The 19,480-nt window shown below is 45.5% G+C and carries 16 protein-coding genes; 5 read left to right on the top strand and 11 right to left on the bottom strand.

Going from position 1 to position 19,480, the window contains the following annotated elements; genetic code table 11:
- Window positions 1–84: 84 nt before the first annotated feature.
- The 3 genes from NSQ91_RS03030 to NSQ91_RS03020 all read right to left on the bottom strand — a co-directional run bounded on the left by NSQ91_RS03030 (window position 85) and on the right by NSQ91_RS03020 (window position 3,585).
- Window positions 85–1,362, bottom strand: coding sequence for an ABC transporter permease (locus NSQ91_RS03030; protein ID WP_143763958.1), 1,278 nt, complete (start codon window positions 1,360–1,362; stop codon window positions 85–87).
- Entirely contained in the window at window positions 1,341–2,081 is a 741-nt protein-coding gene (locus NSQ91_RS03025) for an ABC transporter ATP-binding protein (RefSeq protein WP_036676805.1), read from the bottom strand. Before NSQ91_RS03025 ends, NSQ91_RS03030 begins: the two co-directional genes overlap by 22 nt.
- Before the next feature lie 160 nt (window positions 2,082–2,241).
- The gene (locus tag NSQ91_RS03020; protein WP_076305619.1) at window positions 2,242–3,585 is read right to left on the bottom strand and encodes an MFS transporter; all 1,344 of its coding nucleotides are present in this window, start codon (window positions 3,583–3,585) and stop codon (window positions 2,242–2,244) included.
- A 349-nt stretch (window positions 3,586–3,934) separates the two neighbouring features.
- On the opposite strand from NSQ91_RS03020, the gene NSQ91_RS03015 reads away from it, so the two are divergent.
- Window positions 3,935–4,402 carry a MarR family winged helix-turn-helix transcriptional regulator gene (locus NSQ91_RS03015; protein ID WP_036676802.1) on the top strand — a complete coding sequence of 156 codons (468 nt, stop codon included), beginning with the start codon at window positions 3,935–3,937 and terminating at the stop codon, window positions 4,400–4,402.
- Window positions 4,403–5,403: 1,001 nt separating this feature from the next.
- Here the strand turns inward: NSQ91_RS03015 and NSQ91_RS03010 are convergent.
- From NSQ91_RS03010 to NSQ91_RS03000, 3 genes are all read right to left on the bottom strand, one after another.
- Window positions 5,404–6,912, bottom strand: coding sequence for an MDR family MFS transporter (locus NSQ91_RS03010; RefSeq protein ID WP_076305618.1), 1,509 nt, complete (start codon window positions 6,910–6,912; stop codon window positions 5,404–5,406).
- A 30-nt stretch (window positions 6,913–6,942) separates the two neighbouring features.
- Entirely contained in the window at window positions 6,943–7,497 is a 555-nt protein-coding gene (locus NSQ91_RS03005; RefSeq protein ID WP_076305617.1) for a GNAT family N-acetyltransferase, read from the bottom strand.
- A gap of 185 nt (window positions 7,498–7,682) precedes the next feature.
- The gene (locus tag NSQ91_RS03000) at window positions 7,683–7,964 is read right to left on the bottom strand and encodes a hypothetical protein (RefSeq protein WP_036676794.1); all 282 of its coding nucleotides are present in this window, start codon (window positions 7,962–7,964) and stop codon (window positions 7,683–7,685) included.
- A 228-nt stretch (window positions 7,965–8,192) separates the two neighbouring features.
- On the opposite strand from NSQ91_RS03000, the gene NSQ91_RS02995 reads away from it, so the two are divergent.
- Window positions 8,193–8,672 (top strand): GAF domain-containing protein, encoded by a 480-nt coding sequence (locus NSQ91_RS02995; protein WP_036676791.1) that lies wholly within the window; start codon window positions 8,193–8,195, stop codon window positions 8,670–8,672.
- 81 nt (window positions 8,673–8,753) lie between these two features.
- Here the strand turns inward: NSQ91_RS02995 and NSQ91_RS02990 are convergent, their stop codons facing one another.
- The 3 genes from NSQ91_RS02990 to NSQ91_RS02980 form a co-directional block, all read right to left on the bottom strand.
- Window positions 8,754–11,186, bottom strand: a complete 2,433-nt coding sequence (locus NSQ91_RS02990) for a glycogen/starch/alpha-glucan phosphorylase (RefSeq protein WP_036676789.1) — start codon at window positions 11,184–11,186, stop codon at window positions 8,754–8,756.
- Between the two features lie 100 nt (window positions 11,187–11,286).
- The gene (gene glgD, locus NSQ91_RS02985; protein WP_036676786.1) at window positions 11,287–12,390 is read right to left on the bottom strand and encodes a glucose-1-phosphate adenylyltransferase subunit GlgD; all 1,104 of its coding nucleotides are present in this window, start codon (window positions 12,388–12,390) and stop codon (window positions 11,287–11,289) included.
- A 122-nt stretch (window positions 12,391–12,512) separates the two neighbouring features.
- Window positions 12,513–13,676, bottom strand: coding sequence for a glucose-1-phosphate adenylyltransferase (locus NSQ91_RS02980; protein ID WP_038568594.1), 1,164 nt, complete (start codon window positions 13,674–13,676; stop codon window positions 12,513–12,515).
- A 475-nt stretch (window positions 13,677–14,151) separates the two neighbouring features.
- Here NSQ91_RS02980 and NSQ91_RS02975 point away from each other — a divergent pair, with 475 nt between their 5' ends.
- The 3 genes from NSQ91_RS02975 (at window position 14,152) to NSQ91_RS02965 (ending at window position 17,110) form a co-directional block, all read left to right on the top strand.
- Window positions 14,152–14,835, top strand: coding sequence for a response regulator transcription factor (locus NSQ91_RS02975; RefSeq protein WP_038568592.1), 684 nt, complete (start codon window positions 14,152–14,154; stop codon window positions 14,833–14,835).
- On the top strand, window positions 14,832–16,415 hold the full coding sequence (locus NSQ91_RS02970) for a sensor histidine kinase (RefSeq protein ID WP_076186276.1): 1,584 nt from the start codon (window positions 14,832–14,834) through the stop codon (window positions 16,413–16,415). The genes NSQ91_RS02975 and NSQ91_RS02970 overlap by 4 nt, the downstream gene beginning before the upstream one ends.
- A 128-nt stretch (window positions 16,416–16,543) precedes the next feature.
- Window positions 16,544–17,110 carry an FAD-dependent oxidoreductase gene (locus tag NSQ91_RS02965; protein WP_036676776.1) on the top strand — a complete coding sequence of 189 codons (567 nt, stop codon included), beginning with the start codon at window positions 16,544–16,546 and terminating at the stop codon, window positions 17,108–17,110.
- 388 nt (window positions 17,111–17,498) lie between these two features.
- Here NSQ91_RS02965 and galU read toward each other — a convergent pair whose 3' ends face one another.
- Together galU and NSQ91_RS02955 are read right to left on the bottom strand one after the other, a co-directional pair.
- Entirely contained in the window at window positions 17,499–18,419 is a 921-nt protein-coding gene (gene galU / locus NSQ91_RS02960) for a UTP--glucose-1-phosphate uridylyltransferase GalU (protein ID WP_175617382.1), read from the bottom strand.
- An 18-nt stretch (window positions 18,420–18,437) separates the two neighbouring features.
- Window positions 18,438–19,424, bottom strand: coding sequence for a glycosyltransferase family 2 protein (locus NSQ91_RS02955; RefSeq protein ID WP_076138397.1), 987 nt, complete (start codon window positions 19,422–19,424; stop codon window positions 18,438–18,440).
- Window positions 19,425–19,480 lie beyond the last annotated feature (56 nt).

Raw genomic sequence — 19,480 nt, 5'->3', positions numbered from 1 at the left:
CAGCGACAGGTTTTTATTATTTCACCTGTCTACTGTATGGGGAGCATATCACTTATGGGGCACTCTTCCGTTCTATTTATATCTTTATTTCGCTAAGCGAAATGTTCCAAATATTCTAGAGCTAAACAGTGCAACGATATAACCTAGCGGGATGAACAGGATAATCCCAAACCATCCATATAAGGAAATACAGATCAGCGCAGAACAAATGATTGAAAAAGGAAGCAGTAAGATAGGGACCGCACGCAGCCCCGCTTCGGCTTTTTGTTCCTTTGAAAACGGCAGAATTCCGATGTAATCATCTCCCACGAATAACGACCAGAACGACAACAGCCAATTGGTCATGAGAGAAACTAAAACTATAAATCCCAGCCATTTGAACCCTGATGGAATGATAAATATCGCTAGAAGGGACACAGCAGTAAACGATAAGTAGAGCTTTAAATGGGCAGGATTCCGTACAAGGGCCTTAATCGCTGCCGCAGAGAAACGGCTCTCGGCAGTTTTTGATTTTAGCAAAGGCTGTGATTTCCGGAAAATCCACGGCTTATGGCGGGTCGGACGTGGCTTATCCAGTACACCGCGGAGTAATAGGGCCGCTATTTTCATCCGCTGCTTATAATCTTCACGCACATCGTTCATGAATGTCCCACGCATCACTATACGCCGCTGAAGAGCGATTACCGCTACGACTGCAAAGAGCGCTGCCATCAGCAGCATAAAAACTGGACTGTTGTTCCAAAACGTAGCTGCACGGAAATAAATCCCACAAGGAACGGAGATGGCCAGAATCAGCCACAGCCAGCGCCGCCAGCCTTGCTTTTGTACTTTTACAATATGCCCAAGTAATTTAACGCACCAGCTACATGCCAAAGTCAGAGCGAACAGCGCCCATACCTCCGATGACAGCATTCCATATCCCCGAACCAGAAAAGGTAATAACAGCACAAAAGCTGCACAGAACTTCAACGATGTTACGATCAGGCTGTACAACAACCCGCGGAACATGATCGTATTTATCCATCGCTGCCGTTGTCTTAGAAATAATAGATCGCCTTCCTGCAATAATAGCACCAGTCCCCCTCTACAGAGCAGGAGCACAAATAATGAAGGAATCAGCATAAACGGCAAATCTGCACTCCAAGCTGGCAATGCCTCGTTCCAGAACCCGTAATATAACCGTCCTCCCAGAAATCCCCCGGGAATCAGTATATATAACAGCACAGTCCAATCGGCAGCCGTACGGATAATAGCAGATTGCTCACGCCAATGAGAAAATAATCGCCGCCAGAATAGCTTTTTGGAGGTAGGAAAAGCAAACCCTCGCTGCTTCTGCTTACTCATGTCAGTTCGTCGAAGCAATCAAACAACGACGCCTCCGGCAGCCCAGCATAATCACGTATATCTTCGAGCGTTCCTGCAGCGGCAACCCTGCCACCCGAGATCAGCACAAAATCATCGCAAATTTTCTCAGCAGTATCCAATACATGCGTAGACATTAATACACCAGCTCCGCGCTGCCGCTCCGCTTCCAGCAGTCGCAGGAAATCTTTAGTGGCCCGAGGATCCAAGCCGATAAAAGGCTCGTCCACAATATAAACATCCGGCTGTACCAAAAAGCCAAGCATCAGCATCATTTTCTGTTTCATACCCTTAGAGAAGCCAGCTGGAAGATCATCACGGACATGGTTCATGCCGAACTGCTTCAGTAACCTCTCCGCCGTTTCTTGAAACTGCTCATATTTTAGTCCATAAGCAGCAGCAGCCAAATCTAAGTGCTCCCATAAGGTCAGGTCCTCATAAAACACCGGTTGCTCCGGTACATAAGCATAAGATTTATTAACTCCATTAAAGGAGACCTTAGCTTTGGTATTCTTAAGCAAACCGAGCAGTGTTTTGATTGTAGTACTTTTTCCCGCACCGTTTGGTCCGATCAGTCCGAGCAGCTGTCCACGCCGCACCTGAAATGAAATATCGAATATGCACGGGGCACCTGCTTCATAGCCTGCTTCATCGATCTCAACATCGAGTACAATCTCTTCGTCGCTCTCGGTATCCCCTGTTATTTCTACATTCTCCATATTCGCCAACTCCTAAATATTTCTAATGAATATTATTATCGAAATTCCAATCCAGAAAGATAGCTTCTCTAATCGTACTATATATACTTTCTCCAAGGAAGCAAACTGATTTTTTCACAGCTCAGAGAACTACTCTCCTATTTAAAAAAGAAACCTCCCATTAAAGAGAGGTCTGTCCGAGAAGCTCTAGGTTATTTGTTGCTGAAATTTCTTCTTCACGTTTAATTGCCGCTTCATCTCTACGCTCGACTTTACCACGCAGCATTAACAGTAACACTCCGAGCAGGGCTGTAAGCAAACCAGAGAGAATGAAAGCCGGGACAGGTCCTGACGCTGTAACTAAAGCCCCACCGGCCACAGGTCCCAAGATAACAGCCGCACTTGTTAGACTGCCTATAGTTCCAAATACACGGCCCGTGTATTCCGCAGGGGTCCGCTGTTGCAGCATAGAATTGAAGGGAATGAACGCAAGGCCTGCTCCCACACCAGCAAACATAAAAGAACCAAATAAAGCGATGTTCATCCATAATCCAGCCTGACCGTGGGCAGTTACAATTCCTGCACTTGAGAAAACAACCCCCATAATTACAGCTCCCAATCCCATGAAGACGAGCGTATGTTTACCACTGCCTATACGGCTTACAAGCAAGGCTGACAGTAAGGTGCCAAGACCACTGGCTGCCACACACCAACCCAGCAGATCACCGTTCACACCCGGAATTTCCCGGAATAACGTTACAATCTGCGAATCACCAATTTGCAGCATTAGCAGCACTAGTACCAGCATAGCAATCCCGCAAAGTACTACTGGCATTCCCACGATCACCTGCAGACCCGCCGACATTTCTTGGCGAAAAGACTTCCGAGCACCATTCTCCCCTGTGTTATCCTCTGCTGCATCTTTCTTCAGTGCAGACGCACGCGGCAGTCCTATTAAGATGACCGCCGATAAAATGAAGGTAGCCGAGTCAATCACATAACAAGCGGCAATACCAAATGCGGCAACCAGCAGTCCACCTAGAGCAGGACCTACAATTTTGGTTATTTGTTCGATAGATGAGCTAAGCGCCATGGCTTTATCCATCTGGGCCGCAGGGACAAGCTCCTTGAGCTTTCCGCTTTTGGCTGGTGAAAAGAGTACCTCCATGATCCCTTTAGCTACTAGCAGGACATATACCTGCCAGAGAGAACCTGCAAATACCAAACAAACAACGATTCCGGCACGAGCTAGATCCGAACCAATCATCAGCGCCTTGCGGTTAAAACGATCACTTAAATAACCAGCGAACGGTCCTCCTAAGAGCAACGGCACAGCCATACATAAAGATATAGCCGTAATTTCCCACGGTGTCGCATTCCATTTAAAACCTACCATTGTCAGTAGCGCTAGGATATGCAACCAGTCTCCCACATTCGATACAAGCTGTGCGGCAATAAGCAGCATAAAGGGCTTATTCGCCGTTAGCTTTCCTTCTTTTGAATCATGAGCCAGTTGTTCCTCCATCTTACTTCACTCCCCGTTACTATTTCTCGATGAAGTAATAGTAAAATATTGGAGAACATCAATCATCCGTCTGGAGGCGTAAATAGCGCTTGAACCTAAGACTGAAATTCTTATCCTTTCAAAGACTGAAATCAAAAAAACCTTCGTTTTTATCGCATTCAAAAAATTGTTTGATTTTTAATAATTAAAAGTGTGCTCATTGTGACAAATCACATGTTCTTCATTCGCTCTTTCACGTATTCTAAGGTTATCTCAAGGTTCGTTGCACAGGTAACCCGTGCACTAATGACTATTGATTGCAAACTGTGCGATGAGTTCACACATGATTAACGATAGAGGGTGGAGAAGCATGATACAATCTTACGAACGTGATACGCAATTAACACTACATTTGTACCGGGTATTTGCCAAGTCTTTTAAGAGCATTAATGAACATGCTGTTACCGGCAGCAAAATTGAAGGTTTTAATCCGACTGCCTTTGCCGTTATGGAAGTGTTGTATTATAAGGGACCACAACCCATTCAACAAATTGGCGCCAAGCTGCTGCTGCAAAGCGGCAACGTTACTTACGTAATCGATAAGCTTGAGGAACGCGGCTATTTGCAGCGTAAGCCTTGTCCGAGCGACCGCCGTGTGATTTTTGCGGAGCTGACTACGGAAGGTGAACGTCTCATGAATGAGATGTATCCGAAATATTCAGAACGCCTGCATCTTGCTTTCAGCGGTCTAAATGATGATGAGAAGGAACAAATGATTGTTCTGCTCAAAAAGATGGGTCTACAAGCTGAGAAGCTATCCCCTCTTCCTCGTAAGTAAGAGTCGCTTATTTATGTGTTTTAGACAAGCTGTTATTGATTTCTGTTAATGGTAAAAAGAAAACCAATAGGCGATTCTCCGATTTATTTGAGAATCGCCTATTGGTTTTCTTTGTTCTGCGGCAGTTTACTTGAGCAGATGATATAAGTCCTTATGACCCCTCTGAGCAAAATTTGAGTGCCTTTTTACAGCCTCCGTTAGCCGAACATTAGTTGGGAACTGATCAGTTAGGGCAGTAAGTCGATGCCGAAGACGGACCTTGAGGTCCGCTTTTGGCAAACCTCGGATCATAGTCATCCTTATTCGGCAGGACTAGCGAGCACACTTCCGACTGGACTTGGCGTGCACGCTTCCGATTGGACTTGGCGAGCACACTTCCGATTGGACGTCCCTTCTAGCTAACCGTAACTACCACCCTCAGTAAAATTCACTTTTGATATAACCCGCTATATTTTCAGCGCCCAATCTTGATGGGAACCTGAACAGTAGCTAAAGGAATAACTGCATTCTATACAGCTATTTCGTATGCAAATCGGATTATTCTAACTTTAAGTGTATTCTGTACAATTAAAAACCAGAAAAAGTACCCCTAGGCGAGTAAATCAAGAAAATAGATGTACTAAATACAGCTATATCCATTGAAGAGTTAACGGCAGGATTATAGTTGTACTAAATACAACTAAATATGTCTAACGACTGCTTCCATCGACGCTCTACTCTAAAGTTCAAGTCAATCTCGTGTGTCATTCCGTACGCCACTCCGTCCGTTATTCCATGTGTCACTCCATACGTCATTCCATGTGCTACTCCGTCCGTTAGTCCATGCGTCATTTCATGTGATACTCTCCGTTAGTCCATGCGTCATTCCGTGCGTGATTCCATGCGTCACTCCATGCGTCATTCCATATGCCACACCGTCGGTCATTCCATGCGTCACTCCGTACGCCACTCCAGGGAGTTAATTCGTATGGTTCAACCACTTTAACACGCTATCCTTTAAGTTATGCCTTTTTCAAGGACGATGAAGCATCCTCTACTGAAGGCACACCCTTGCGCAAACCCCAGGAAATTATCAGCGACAAAACAGCGAAAACTGCCATTACGATAAATAATGAATGAAGACCACCTTCAAGGGCATCACGCAGACTGTTTGATACTTCCCCAGACAGGTTGGTTCCTGCATGTGATCCAAGCAGCTTATTAATATCATCTCCTGAGATGTTCGAATCCGGTTGTTTTCTTAACAGCTTATCAATATTCAAGTTCAGCCAGGAACCAAAAATAGCCACCCCAACAGTCTGTCCTAAAGAACGCGTGAACGCATTAAGCGCTGTAGATGCTCCCCGTTGCTCATACGCAACAGAGGACTGCGCGATAATCGTAAAGACTGTAGAAGAATACCCAAAGCCAACTCCACAGACCAGCATCAAGCATAAGAGCAGCAGCTGTGAAGACTCCCCTGTTAAGAAAGCCAGACCAATAGCCCCGGTAGCGATCATAATCAATCCAAGCATTGCGGTTCGACGCGAACCCGCTTTTAGAATCATCCGCCCTCCGGCGATCGAACCAAACATCCAGCCTACCGACATCGGCGCCAGTAGCAAACCTGAGATGGCGGCGCTTTTTCCGGATACACCCTGCACCCATAATGGCACATACGTAGAAAGCCCAATAATTAATGTGCTTACCAGCAGGTTAGCGCCTGTAGATACTGCGATATTGCGGTTCGAGAATAGACCCAGCGGCAACATAGGTTCAGGAGCACGACGCTCCACAAAGAAAAATAAGACTAGCAGGATAACAGCCACACTTAGAGTTGCAATTAGCAGTGGGGATGTCCACTCCAGATTCTGTCCTCCTGTGGAGAGACCGAAGAGTAATGCGCCCATACCAGCAGCGAACAGCAGCACCCCTGCCACATCAATTTGTGCTTTCCGGCGTACCTTTTCTTCCTTCAAATAACGGGCAATAAATACCATTGCTAGTAAACCAAATGGCAGATTAAAGACAAATACCCAGCGCCAGCTTAGGTAATCTACAACATATCCTCCAAGAAGAGGGCCTACCAAAGAGGAAATCCCCCATACAGAGCTAAGTAATCCTTGTGTCTTCGCTCTCTCTTCAATACTGTAAATATCCCCGATAATGGTAAAGGTCATTGGAATGAGCGCACCCGCGCCAATCCCCTGTATTGCCCGGAACAGGATCAGCTGCTCCATACTTTGCGAAATACCGCATAATAATGAGCCTAATAAAAAAACAGCTGCCCCCCACATGAACACCGGCTTGCGTCCAAAGAGGTCACTGATTTTGCCGAAAATAGGAGTAGTAATAGCCATTGCCAGCAAATAAGAAGTGAATATCCAGCTAAGCCACTGCATTCCCTGAAATTCACCTACGATAGCTGGACCCGCTGGTCCTGTTACCGTTCCTTCAATCGCAGCCAAAAAGGTAGCTAGCAGCACCCCTATCAGTATTAATTTACGTTCTAAATCCCCTGTTGACTTCAATGTTCCAAACCCTCTCTTTATGTAATAAAATCATTGCCATTCCCCACGCAGAAGCGCATGTAGAGTCACATCCTGAAAGCCGGAAGGTGTCTGACGATATTGACGTAATATACCTTCCTTCTGAAAGCCGAGCGTTTGAACCAGCCTCTGCGCACGATTATTATCAGGATGACACAGCGCTTCTATCCGATTCAGCCCCATCCTATTAAAGCCGAAGTCGAGCACTAAACCAAGCGCTTCTTTCATATATCCAAGCCCCCAAAAGGCAGGCGCCAGATCGCAGCCAATTTCCCCGCGGTAAGCTCCCTGTAACTGCCAATAGTTATACCCGCAGCTCCCTATAACTTCACCTCCGGGTCCTACAATACTCCAGCGTAAGCTGTCCTCTTCCTGAGCCATCTGTGATAAAAATGCAATCAGTTGCTTAGTCTCTTCGATAGAGGATAATGCTGGAGCCCCCAGCCAGCGGGTGACCTCTGGATGAGACCAGATCTGATACAATGCTGAAGCATGTTCAGTAGTCATAGCACACAGCTTCACTCTACTGCCGACCAGTGTGGGTATCACTCCATTGCAGATATACAAGTCTCTGCCCCCCTTCAACTTATCAATTATACATCATTCAAGAGTATATCCTTAAGATAAAAGTTCTAAATTCTTTAACATTGAAAAGAACAAATTCTACGCGTTAACGTAAAAAGACGTCTGCAGCAGGGAGCAAACACTCCCTAAATGCAGACGTCTTTTTATTAAACTTAACTACAATGATTTCATTCCGCTTCATGAATAACTTCACTGCATAACACCTGAAGTTTGGCTCGAATATCCTTGAACTCTTCAATTCCAGTCCCCGTAATACTATACCCTTCGGTATGGGCAGTCAGAAAGTTGTCCAGTGTCAGCTTTTCCAATTCCTGTTTCACTTCGCGTTCTCCTACACGATACCCCAGATCTTCAAGTCCGAGCAGCATCTCTGAGATCGTCACATCTTTATCCCGTGCACAATAAAGCATATGAATTCCTATGAACAAGTTCTGTACATCAGCGCGCATATTCCACCTCTTCCGGCTATATAGCCTTCGGTATTTATACTAGCATTACCCTCTGACCGATCCCCGGAAACATTATTGTGGCTGTTCCGCATTTCATGGACTTCAAGGAACATTCCATATTGTTACAGATTGGTATTGTCGCTTGACGTATTATGTCTAGCTGTACTATGTTGATAATTACAGTTAGGAGTTCATATTTGAATTTAAAGTACAGGAAGGTGATGCTTCATGTTTCAAGCTATGCCTTACGATGGAACACGCAACGAGCAGTTTGAAGCGGTTCTAATCCAACTAGAAGCATTAGTAAAGGACGAACCAAGTGCAACGGCCAACCTGGCCAATGCTTCGGCACTGCTTAAACACGCTATGCCGGATACGAATTGGGCCGGTTTTTATTTATTTGATGGCAAGGAGCTTGTGCTCGGGCCTTTCCAAGGTCTTCCTGCCTGCATCCGCATCCCGTTATCTCGTGGAGTCTGCGGAACGGCTGCTGCGGAACGACGCACGTTAGTAGTAGGAGATGTGCATGCATTCCCGGGACATATCGCCTGTGACGCCGCTTCAAACAGCGAAATTGTCGTCCCGCTGATCAAGGATGATCGTTTGCTTGGCGTACTCGACATCGACAGTCCGCTGAAAGATCGTTTTGATGATGAGGAACGCCGGTTCCTGGAGCGGTTCGCAGCCCTGGTATCGGAAGTTATCTAAAGCAGCTCTATAGAGCATAAGAAATAGGCTGTCTCATTTGTAGGAATCTCCTACTTATAAGACAGCCTATTCTTGTTGAGCCTATAGCCGTACCGGACTGATATTCCAAATCTCCGCCGCGTAGCGGCTAATCGTGTTATCACTTGAGAATTTACCGGAATGACCAATATTTATAATAGACTTTTTCAGCCACTCCTGACGGTTGCGGTATGCCCGGTCAATCTCGACATGAGTCTCGACATAACTTGCGAAATCCTTAAGCACAAAGAATTCATCGTTATTATCCAAAAGAGAATGGAAAATAGTCTCAAACTCCGCACCATGACAGCATATAGGTCCCGGATTAACCAACTGATCCAATACTTCCTTCACACGGCTATCCCCATTGTAGATATCACGTGCGTGATAGCCGCCATGCTGATAATAATCCATTACCTGCTCAGCACGAAGACCGAACAGGAACATATTGTTGTCCCCTACCATCTCATGCATTTCCACGTTAGCACCGTCCATCGTACCTACGGTTAATGCACCGTTCATCATAAACTTCATATTCCCCGTACCGGAAGCCTCTTTACTCGCTGTAGAAATCTGTTCACTAATATCCGCAGCAGGAATGATCTTCTCGGCCAAGGATACCGAATAATTCTCAAGGAAAAAGATACGGATCTTGCCTTTAACATCCGGATCCTTGTTGACAGCCTCCGCCACAGTATTGATCAGCTTGATAATTCGCTTCGCCAAATGATAGCTTGGTGCCGCCTTTGCTCCGAATATAAATGTGCGCGGTACCATATCCATCGAAGGATTATCTTTGATTTGGTTGTACATATGCAGAATATGCAAAATATTTAGCAGCTGCCGCTTATAAGCATGCAGGCGCTTCACCTGAACATCAAAAATAGAGTCGGGGTCTACATGTACCGAATGCTTGCTGTAGATGTATTCAGCCAACTTGAGCTTATTCCGCCGTTTTATGCTGGCCACTTGTTCCTGGAAAGATGCATCCTCACAATATTTAATCAAGCCAATCATCTCTTGCGGATGGCTCATCCAGCGGGTTCCTATCGATTGATTGATAAGGTTAGCCAGATCCGGATTGGCATGCATCAGCCAGCGCCGGTGAGTAATCCCATTCGTCTTATTATTGAAGCGGTGCGGGTACATTTCATTAAAGAGCCGCATTTCGCGTTTCATCAATATTTCTGTATGCAGCGCCGCTACCCCATTGACACTATGGCTCGCCACAATCGCCAGATGGGCCATGCGAACCTGATCGTCATGAATAATTGCCATCTGTGAAATCCGGTCCTGATCACCGGGATAACGACTCATCAGCTCGCCGCAGAAGCGGGCATTGATCTCTTCAATAATAAGAAAAATACGTGGAAGCAAGTCCCTGACCATTTGAATAGGCCATTTCTCCAGGGCTTCGCTCAAGATCGTATGATTTGTATAGGACACCATACGAGTTGTAATACTCCACGCTTCATCCCATCCTAATCCATGTACATCCATCAGAATCCGCAGCAATTCAGGAATTACAAGCGTCGGATGTGTATCATTGATATGAAGCGCAACCTTGTCGGGCAGCGATTGTATAGGGAGTCCAAGCTTTCCAAAGGTTCGCAGAATACTTTGCAGGCCAGCGCTGCAGAGGAAGTATTGCTGCTTCAACCGCAACAGCTTGCCTTCGTATTGAGAGTCATCCGGATACAGGAACTCCGAGATGGATTCTACGGAACGCTTATATTCCAGGAATTTATGATAGTCTGATCCGGCAAAAGAGCCAAAGGTTCTGGTAGGCTGAGTGATGGACTCCGCGCTCCAGTTGCGCAGTGTATTCACATGCCGCCGATCTGCACCAATGATAGGCACATCATACGGAACTGCACGAACGGCCTCATATTGACTATGCTCAAAGATAAGCCGCCCGTTCTCCTCCCGAGTCTCAATCACGCCCCAGAACCTTACTTCTACCTGCTTGTCTTCACGACGCACTTCCCATACATTATCATTTTGCAGCCAGTAATCGGGCAGTTCCACCTGATACCCGTCAACGATTTTCTGCTCGAACAGGCCGTATTTATAACGTATGCCGCAACCATGCCCCGCATATTGCAGGGAGGCCAGTGAATCCAAGAAACAAGCAGCTAGACGTCCAAGTCCTCCATTGCCAAGCCCAGCGTCGGCTTCTACCTCCTCAATATCCTGCAGCGAGAAACCAAGATCGGCCAATCCCTCACGCACGACCTCCAGCACGCCCATATTCAGCAGATTGTTCCCCAGAAGTCTTCCGATCAGAAACTCCATAGAAAAATAGTATACCTGCTTATCCTTATCCGTCTTGTACTTTTGATTGGTATCCGCCCAATTTTTCCCGGCATTCTCGCGAATCATGTTGCCTAATATTTTATAGACATCAGCATTCGAGGCTTCCTCCAAAGGTTTGCCCAATTTACTGATGAGCGTCTCGCGAAACACCTGTTTGAAAGTTTCTTTATCGTTAAACAACAGCAGGTTCCTCCTGACAAAAGCTTTTTTTAGGGATGCATTAGACTATGCCTGTAGATCAGATAGGTTATACTGTTTCGTTTCATCTAATCCAGTTGGTTTATATTTTGCTGCTCTTGGCGATCACAAATGGACGTTTACTATCCCCGACGAGAATTCGATTCTTACTTAAATGTACGTCCTTATCCATGATCACATTCTCAATAACAGCATCTTCCTCTATAATGCACTTCTGCATAATTACAGAGTTGATGATCTTCGCTCCTTTACGTACCTGAACCCCACGAAAGATCACGCTGTTCTCCACCGTTCCCGCTATAATGCAGCCGTTAGCCACCAGTGAATTGCTGACATTTGCGCTCTCTAAATATCGGGTAGGAGCCTCATATTTAATCTTCGTCTGTACTGGACTTTCTTTGAACAGACTAAAGTAATTCTCCTGCTGAAGCAGCTCCAGACTATTCTTATAATAGCTTTCCAATGAATTAATTACGGCATGATAGCCATGATACTCATAAGCAGCGATTTTGAATTTATGGCGGTTTTTCTGGATCACATCACGGAAAAAGTAACTCTCCCCATGTGCAATGCAATGTTCCACCTGCTCCAGGAACAGTTTTTTCTCCATAATGAAGATATCGAGATATAAATTGGGATGATCCTTCTCATGATGGATATTGGTCACATTATTCTCTTCGTCCACTTCAATACGCTGGCATAACTCATGCTCTGGCTGCAATTGCTCTATTTTTTTGTATACTACTGTAACATCGGCACCCTTCTCCAAATGGTAGCTGTACAAGTCCTGGAGATCGATAGTATTAATATGCTGGCTGCCGGAAAACACAATATATTTTGCAGATCCCCGTTTAAAAAGATCCAGATTATTATGATAATGCTGAAGGTCGCCAAGAGAAGTATCGGTGGGATCATTCCAGTCCGGAGGCAAAATAAATAGTCCCCCATGCTTGCGATTCATATCCCAAGATTTCCCGTCACCCAAATGGTCCATTAAAGAACGGTATTTACGGCGAACAAACAGGCCCACGCTCTCCAGATCCGCACGCATCATATTGGAAAGCACGAAATCTATCAACCGATAACGACTGGCAAAAGGTACGGCTGCACCACAGCGGAAATAAGTGAGTTCATTTAGTTTATCGAGTTCATGATCCAGATTAATTACACCCATGAGTTGCTTCATCGGAATCCACCGTCCTCTTATAATTTATAAGAAAGTATAAGTTTCACTATATACTTTATCCTTATAAATCTCGCATAAACGCTTACCGTCCCTAGAAGGACGCCGAAGGCGTTTTAGCTTGATTATATGGTTTTGGCCACAGCTGATTTACGTTTTTTGCTTTTATTGTCGATCAGCAGAATTTCGTTCTCGTTCTCCCGCTCGATGCCTATTTCCATATAATCGTCGATTACCGTATTTTCACTAATAATCGCTTTATGAATGCGTACGTTCTTACCAATCTTAACCTTAGGCATAATTACGGAGTCCGTAATCACACTGCCTTCACCTACTTCTACGCCATAAAAAAGAACCGAGTGCTTCACTTCACCATGCACAATGCAGCCTTCATTAATAATGCATCCTGACACTTTCGCCCCAGGTGCAACATATTGAGCAGGTTGATTCGGATTGCGTGTAAATATGCGCCAGCTGGGATCATTTAGATTAAGCGGTGGATTATCGCTCAGTAAATCCATATTCGCTTCCCACAGGCTTGCTACCGTACCAACGTCTCTCCAATACCCTTCAAAAGGGTACGCAAATAAAGAGTTCCCGTCTTCCAGCATCAAAGGGATGATATCCTTACCAAAATCGTGAGATGACCCTATATTCTCTCCGTCCTCCAGCAAATGCTTGCGGAGAATTTCCCATTTAAAGATGTACACACCCATAGAAGCTAGCGTGCTTTTTGGCTGTGCAGGCTTCTCTTCAAATTCGTAAATTTTCAGATCGTCCTCCGTATTTAAGATTCCAAATCGACTTGCTTCCTCCAGCGGAACGTCAATCACAGAAATCGTGCAATCTGCGTTTCTCTCCTTGTGGTATTGCAGCATAGCATGATAATCCATTTTATAAATGTGATCACCGGATAGAATAAGAACATGCTCGGGGTCGAACTGATCTACAAATTTAAGATTTCGATAAATCGCATCGGCTGTTCCCCGATACCAGCTGCTTCCATTCTCACGTTCATGCGGTGGCAATACGAATACTCCACCATTCTTACGGTTCAAATCCCAATCACTGCCTACTCCGATGTAAGAATGTAGTATAAGTGGCTCATACTGTGTCAATACACCAACAGTATCAATACCCGAGTTGGAGCAGTTACTTAAAGGAAAGTCGATGATCCGATAAGTGCCCCCAAAATAGACAGCGGGCTTGGCAAGCGATTTGGTTAAACCTTTCAATCTTTTGCCTTGGCCTCCAGCCAATAGCATGGCTACCATTTCTTTTTTCTTCATGGAAAAGCCTCCCTTGACTTATGGGTAATATAAAGTTCAGCAAACCTAGGATGAATGAACAGAATTCCAAAAAGAAGTGAATTAGAAAAGAAATACACCAGAAAGAAATGAGCCTTGATAGGAAGATGACAAAGTTGAAAAAACGAGGAAGGAAATTTTACACGTTCGGATGATCTAACCTAAAATAGGGAGAGCATTCTCCAAAAACAGGAGCCTGAATCAGGAGATTATCCTTATTGTAAAGTGTTCTATATTCTTCGTCAAAACCCTTTATCGCAATTCCGAAAATCCGGAATTTTTAACCCTGTTTGTCATTAAACACGTTAATATTCCTTATAACTAGATTAACCAATTTAAAGCCATGTGAAAGAAATTCACTCATTTATTCTAGAAAAAGAATCATTCGGTCTTCAGCAAACATTCAACCGGATATGGCATAATGAAGCTATCTATCACCGATTTGGAGGAACCTATGATGAAAGCAGTACAAGGAGTTCGACTTCTGCTCGTAGATGATGAGCCTCATATATTACAGTTCCTGGAGCTGGGTCTCCTTAACGAAGGTTTTGAAGTACGAACCGCGTCGGACGGGCTAAGCGCCATTTCGATTGCAGCTGAATTCAAGCCCCATGTAGCTATCCTGGATGTTATGATGCCGGGTATGGATGGATTCGAGGTATGTCACTATCTGCGCTCAGAAGAGACAGAGGTAGCTGTCATCATGCTTACTGCAAAAGACGAAGTGGATGATCGCGTAAAAGGACTATCTATTGGTGCTGACGACTATATGGTCAAGCCCTTCAGCTTTGATGAATTACTAGCGCGGATCCAAGCGCGGCTGCGGAATCAGTTTCCGGGGCTGCTAGGTGAGGTCCGCTGCGGTCCTTTCCGAATTGACAGTCGGCGAAAGGAAATTCGCTTCAGGGAGGAAGTACTTGAACTCTCCCCTACGGAATACGAGTTATTACAGTATCTCGTTATCAATCACGGCCTTGTACTCAGCAAGCCTATGATTCTTGATAAAGTGTGGGGCTATGATTTTGGCGGTGAGGAAAATATTGTTGAGGTCTATATCCGTTCGCTTCGTGAGAAGCTCGGAGATAAGGAGCACCGTATTATCCGTACCCTGCGGGGCGCAGGCTACCGGGTGGATCTATGAGCACTCCCATCTTCAGATGGCTTCGCAGACTGCCTGCACCACGTTCCTTGCGTAAACAGCTGCTTGCCACATCGCTGCTTATTCTATCAGGATTGCTGCTGCTAATTGGAGTCTTACAATATATCCTTATGCGAGATTTTATATACAGCAATAGAGCCGAGTCTATGGAAGCGCAAATACGTTCTGTCCCCCGTGAGATGTTTTTTAACTTTTTTAATTCCTATGACGAGGACAGCACAGGTATAAATGACACGAACAACGAGTTTAACAGCAATTTCCCGTTGGAAAGAGAAGACATGAATAAAATGCCAAGTGGGCTGCGAACTGGCGAGAACCGGCGCCCGCTTCTGCTTGATGCCCATACAACTCTCGCCATGTACAGCTCGGATGGCACCTTCAGGGATTTACAGCAATTAACCCTCTCAGATATAGCAGCACCCAGGCTGACCAATGAGCAATACGATGCGCTGCTGATTCACACCACGGATAGGGCAACAGGAAATTACAAGCTCATCCAAGCTGAAGACGGCACTGAACATCTAGCCATATTCATGAATCTTTATAGGCCTGGAAATACTAGATTACTGCTGCAAATGAGTGTGAGCACGGGGCCATTGACGGATGTGATAATGCAGCAGCTGCTGATCTACGCAGGTTTGTCAGTGATTGCTTTATTGACTGGATTATTCCTATACTTACCGGCCCTGCGAAAGACGTTAGTTCCTCTATCTAATATGGGAGAATCGGCTGAGATCATTAATGCCGGTAATTTGGACATTCGGTTTCCAGTTGACCAAGGACAAGCCGAGATCGACAAGCTTGCTCATTCATTCAATGGTATGCTCGAACGTCTCGAAATATCCTTTCATAATGAACGGGAGGCCAAGGAGCAGATGCGCAGGTTCGCTGCCGATGCTTCCCACGAGCTTAGAACTCCGCTTACCTCAATACACGGTTTTCTTGAGGTCTTGCTGCGGGGCGCCGCCGATAATAAAGAACAGTTATATAACTCGTTGCGAAGCATGCATGGTGAATCGAAACGGATCAACAAGCTGGTCGAGGATCTGCTACTGCTCGCTCGAATGGATGGAGCTCCACAGCTGCAGATGACTGATCTGATTCTCAGCGAGGTAATTCACGAAATGAAGCCGCATCTGCTTTTGCTCGCGGATCAACGTAAAGTTACATTTGATATCTCCTATGGCATCCGTGGTAAATATGATCCCTATAAGCTCAAGCAGGTGATTCTGAATCTGTTCCACAATGCAGTTCAGCATACCAATGCCACGACAGGGAGCATTCATCTCTCTTTGCAAGCGGAAGGAAATCAAGCTCTATTAAGCGTGCGGGATAATGGCTACGGAATTCCCGGAGAGCACATCCCACATATCTTTGATCGATTCTACCGCAGTGACTCCTCTCGTACACGTAAATACGGCGGATCAGGGTTGGGTCTCTCCATTACAAAATCTATTGTCGAGGCACATCACGGCAAGATTAGTGTAAATAGCACCGTTGGCGAGGGCACAACGTTTACGGTTAGTCTGCCTTGCGAGGAAGGATTAGCCAAGGAAGAGTAACAACCGTTATAATTAAGAGGAACTGGAGCGTCGCTCCACAAAACTTAAGCGTATGCTTTCGTTGCCAGTTTTGCTATGTAGTCCATTCTAAGGAGCATCGCTCCACAAAACTTTTAGGAGGTAAATACATGTACGAAATCGCCGTAATTGGCGCCGGTCCTGCCGGTGCAAGCGCAGCCCTGTTCGCCGCCAAGGCGGGCAAAAAAACGCTGCTGATCGACAACGATAAGGGCATGACCCGCAGAGGTTGGTTTGAGAACTTTTATGGAATTTCCGAAGTAGGTGGTCCTGAGCTGGTCGAAACCGGCCACAAGCAAGCCGTTAAATTTGGCGCTGAGCTGGTTTCCGAACAGGCTATCAACCTCACCTCCAGCGGCAATGGTTTTGTCATTGAAACTGAAGATGGAATTATCTATGAAGCAAAACATGTCATTCTCGCCACAGGCGCCCTTACAGATCTAGCTGCCAAAGCTGGCGTAGAGACTAAGGATGGTACAGAGCCAAGAATCAAAACTGTAGTAGCCGTTGATGCTGAAGGCAAAACGAATATCGCAGGCATTTGGGCAGCTGGTACTGTTGCTGGAGTAAGTGTACATGCCATTATTACCGCAGGCGATGGTGCGAAGGTAGCTATTAATGTAATTAGCGAGTTAAATGGTGCGCGTTACGTTGATCATGATGTGCTGAAAGCTTAATCTATACTCAAAACATAAATCCGGAGGATGATTCTTAGGAATCGGTCTTTCGGATTTTTTCGTCACCCAGGAGAAGCAAGTTACGAAATTTAAAAATAACTGCACTTGATGCAGCTATTTCATACAATAACACCCACACGGCTGTTTTAAGTGTATTTTATGCAACTAAAAACAGGCTAACTGAGCATTCTAGCTAAAATGTAAAGATATAGATGTATCAAGTGCAACTAAATCGATTTGCAGCTGTCCCCCATACTTTTAATTGTATAAAGTACACTTATTTGCTCGTCCCTCACCGTCCTTTGAACACCGCACGCAAAAAACTGCTTCAAAACCTCATCCCACCGCCAAAGCCGATGTTATGATCGTTTGAAACAGTTTCTCTCCCTCAACTGTGTATACTCCAATGCAAGGAATCCACTTCTTCTTCTCTTCCCTTAAGACTAGCAGCCAGCTCCTGCAAATACGGAACCAATAATGGGCGCAAATCCTCCCGCATCAAACCTACCTCCAGTGTGGCTTTAATGTAACCAAATTTATCACCAATATCATAACGTTTGCCGATTAAATCCAGCGCCAGCAATCCTTCTTGCCGGCATACCTCGTGCAAAGCATCCGTCAGTTGATATTCACCGCCCGCTCCACGTTTGAGGTTAGCCAGCACTGAGAATATCGAAGGCTCCAAAATGTATCGCCCCATAATGGCGTATTCTGAAGGTGCTGTTTCAGGCGAGGGCTTCTCTACCAATCCTTTTACTTCATGAACTCCATTTAGTGAGCCGCTGGAAGCTATAATCCCATATTTGTTAACCTCCTGCCGTGGCACCTGCTGCACACCGACGATAGTCTGCTCCTCTTGCTCATACAATCTCATCATCTGCAGCAGCGCCGGGTCCTCCGAAACCATAATATCGTCACCAAGCAAAACAGCAAAAGGTTCATCACCGATAAATTGTTCCGCACAAAGGATGGCATGGCCTAGTCCCAGCGGCTCTTTTTGCCTAATGTAATGGATGCTCGCTAGCTCACTGATTAGCTGGACTTCACGAAGTAGATCCTCTTTCCCTTTTTCCAAAAGCGTCTGCTCCAGCTCCACCGATTTATCAAAATGATCTTCAATCGACTTCTTATTGCGGCCGGTCACGATGATAATACTTTCAATACCAGAGCGGACGGCTTCTTCTACGATATATTGAATCGCTGGTTTATCCACAATGGGCAGCATTTCTTTTGGCTGAGCCTTAGTGGCAGGCAGGAAACGAGTGCCTAAGCCCGCGGCGGGAATGACAGCTTTTCTAATCTTCATCATGAATCCCTCCCTTGCAGTTTATTTACGGAGATGGGTCACAGGGTGCTCACGAATGTTCTTTTGCTGCCCCTTACCTTCATAGAACTCTTGGACAATATAAAGCGGACGTCCCTTAGTTTCGTCATAAATCCGGCCGACATATTCACCTAGTATTCCTAGCATAATGAGTACAAATCCGTTGAAGGTCAGCGTAATTCCAATCATCGAAGCCCAGCCCTTAACAACTGAGTCTGTAAAAATCACCAGGTACAAAACATACATAAGGTACAGAAAACCAGAAGCCGACAGCAGTGCGCCCAAATATCCTGCCAGCTTCAGCGGCTTATAGGAAAAGGAGGTGATTCCGTCCAAAGAGAGCTTGATCATACGTTTTAGTGGATATTTAGTTTCCCCCGCCAGACGTTCATCCCGTTCATATTCAATCGCCTTCTGACGGAAACCAACCCAGCTGACCAGTCCGCGCACGAAACGGTTTTTCTCCGGTAGACGTTTGAGCTCTTCGCAGACCCTACGATCTATAAGCCGAAAATCACCCGTATCCACAGGGATAGAAATATCGGTTGAATAACGCAGAATTCTATAAAAGAGGCTGGCCGTCCACTTTTTGAATAGGGATTCACCGTTTCGCTTCACCCGCTTAGCATATACAACTTCATACCCCTTCTTCCATTCCGCAATCATGTCCAAGATCAGCTCAGGCGGGTCTTGCAAATCAGCATCAATAATGACAACTGCATCCCCAAGGGCATAGTCCATTCCGGCAGTAATAGCGATCTGATGTCCAAAGTTACGTGACAAATCGATCAGCTTCACACTCTCATCCCAGTAGCTATATTCCTCGATCATCTGGGCACAGTTGTCGGTGCTGCCGTCATTCACGAAGATCAGCTCATACACTTCCTCCGTCATTGCCATCACTTTTTTAATACGACGATACGTTTCCTGAATGACTGCCTCTTCATTAAACATCGGTATAATAATGGAATAGCGCACGTTGATACTCATGAGCAGCTCCTCCTTTAATTTGAATGCTGAAGCGTGCCTGTAAATGTATTAGCACG

The sequence above is a fragment of the Paenibacillus sp. FSL R7-0048 genome (assembly GCF_038004505.1).
Lineage (GTDB): Bacteria > Bacillota > Bacilli > Paenibacillales > Paenibacillaceae > Paenibacillus_AQ > Paenibacillus_AQ odorifer.
The sequence above is the reverse complement of the archived record's forward strand: the minus strand, read 5'-3'. Positions and strand labels throughout refer to the sequence as shown.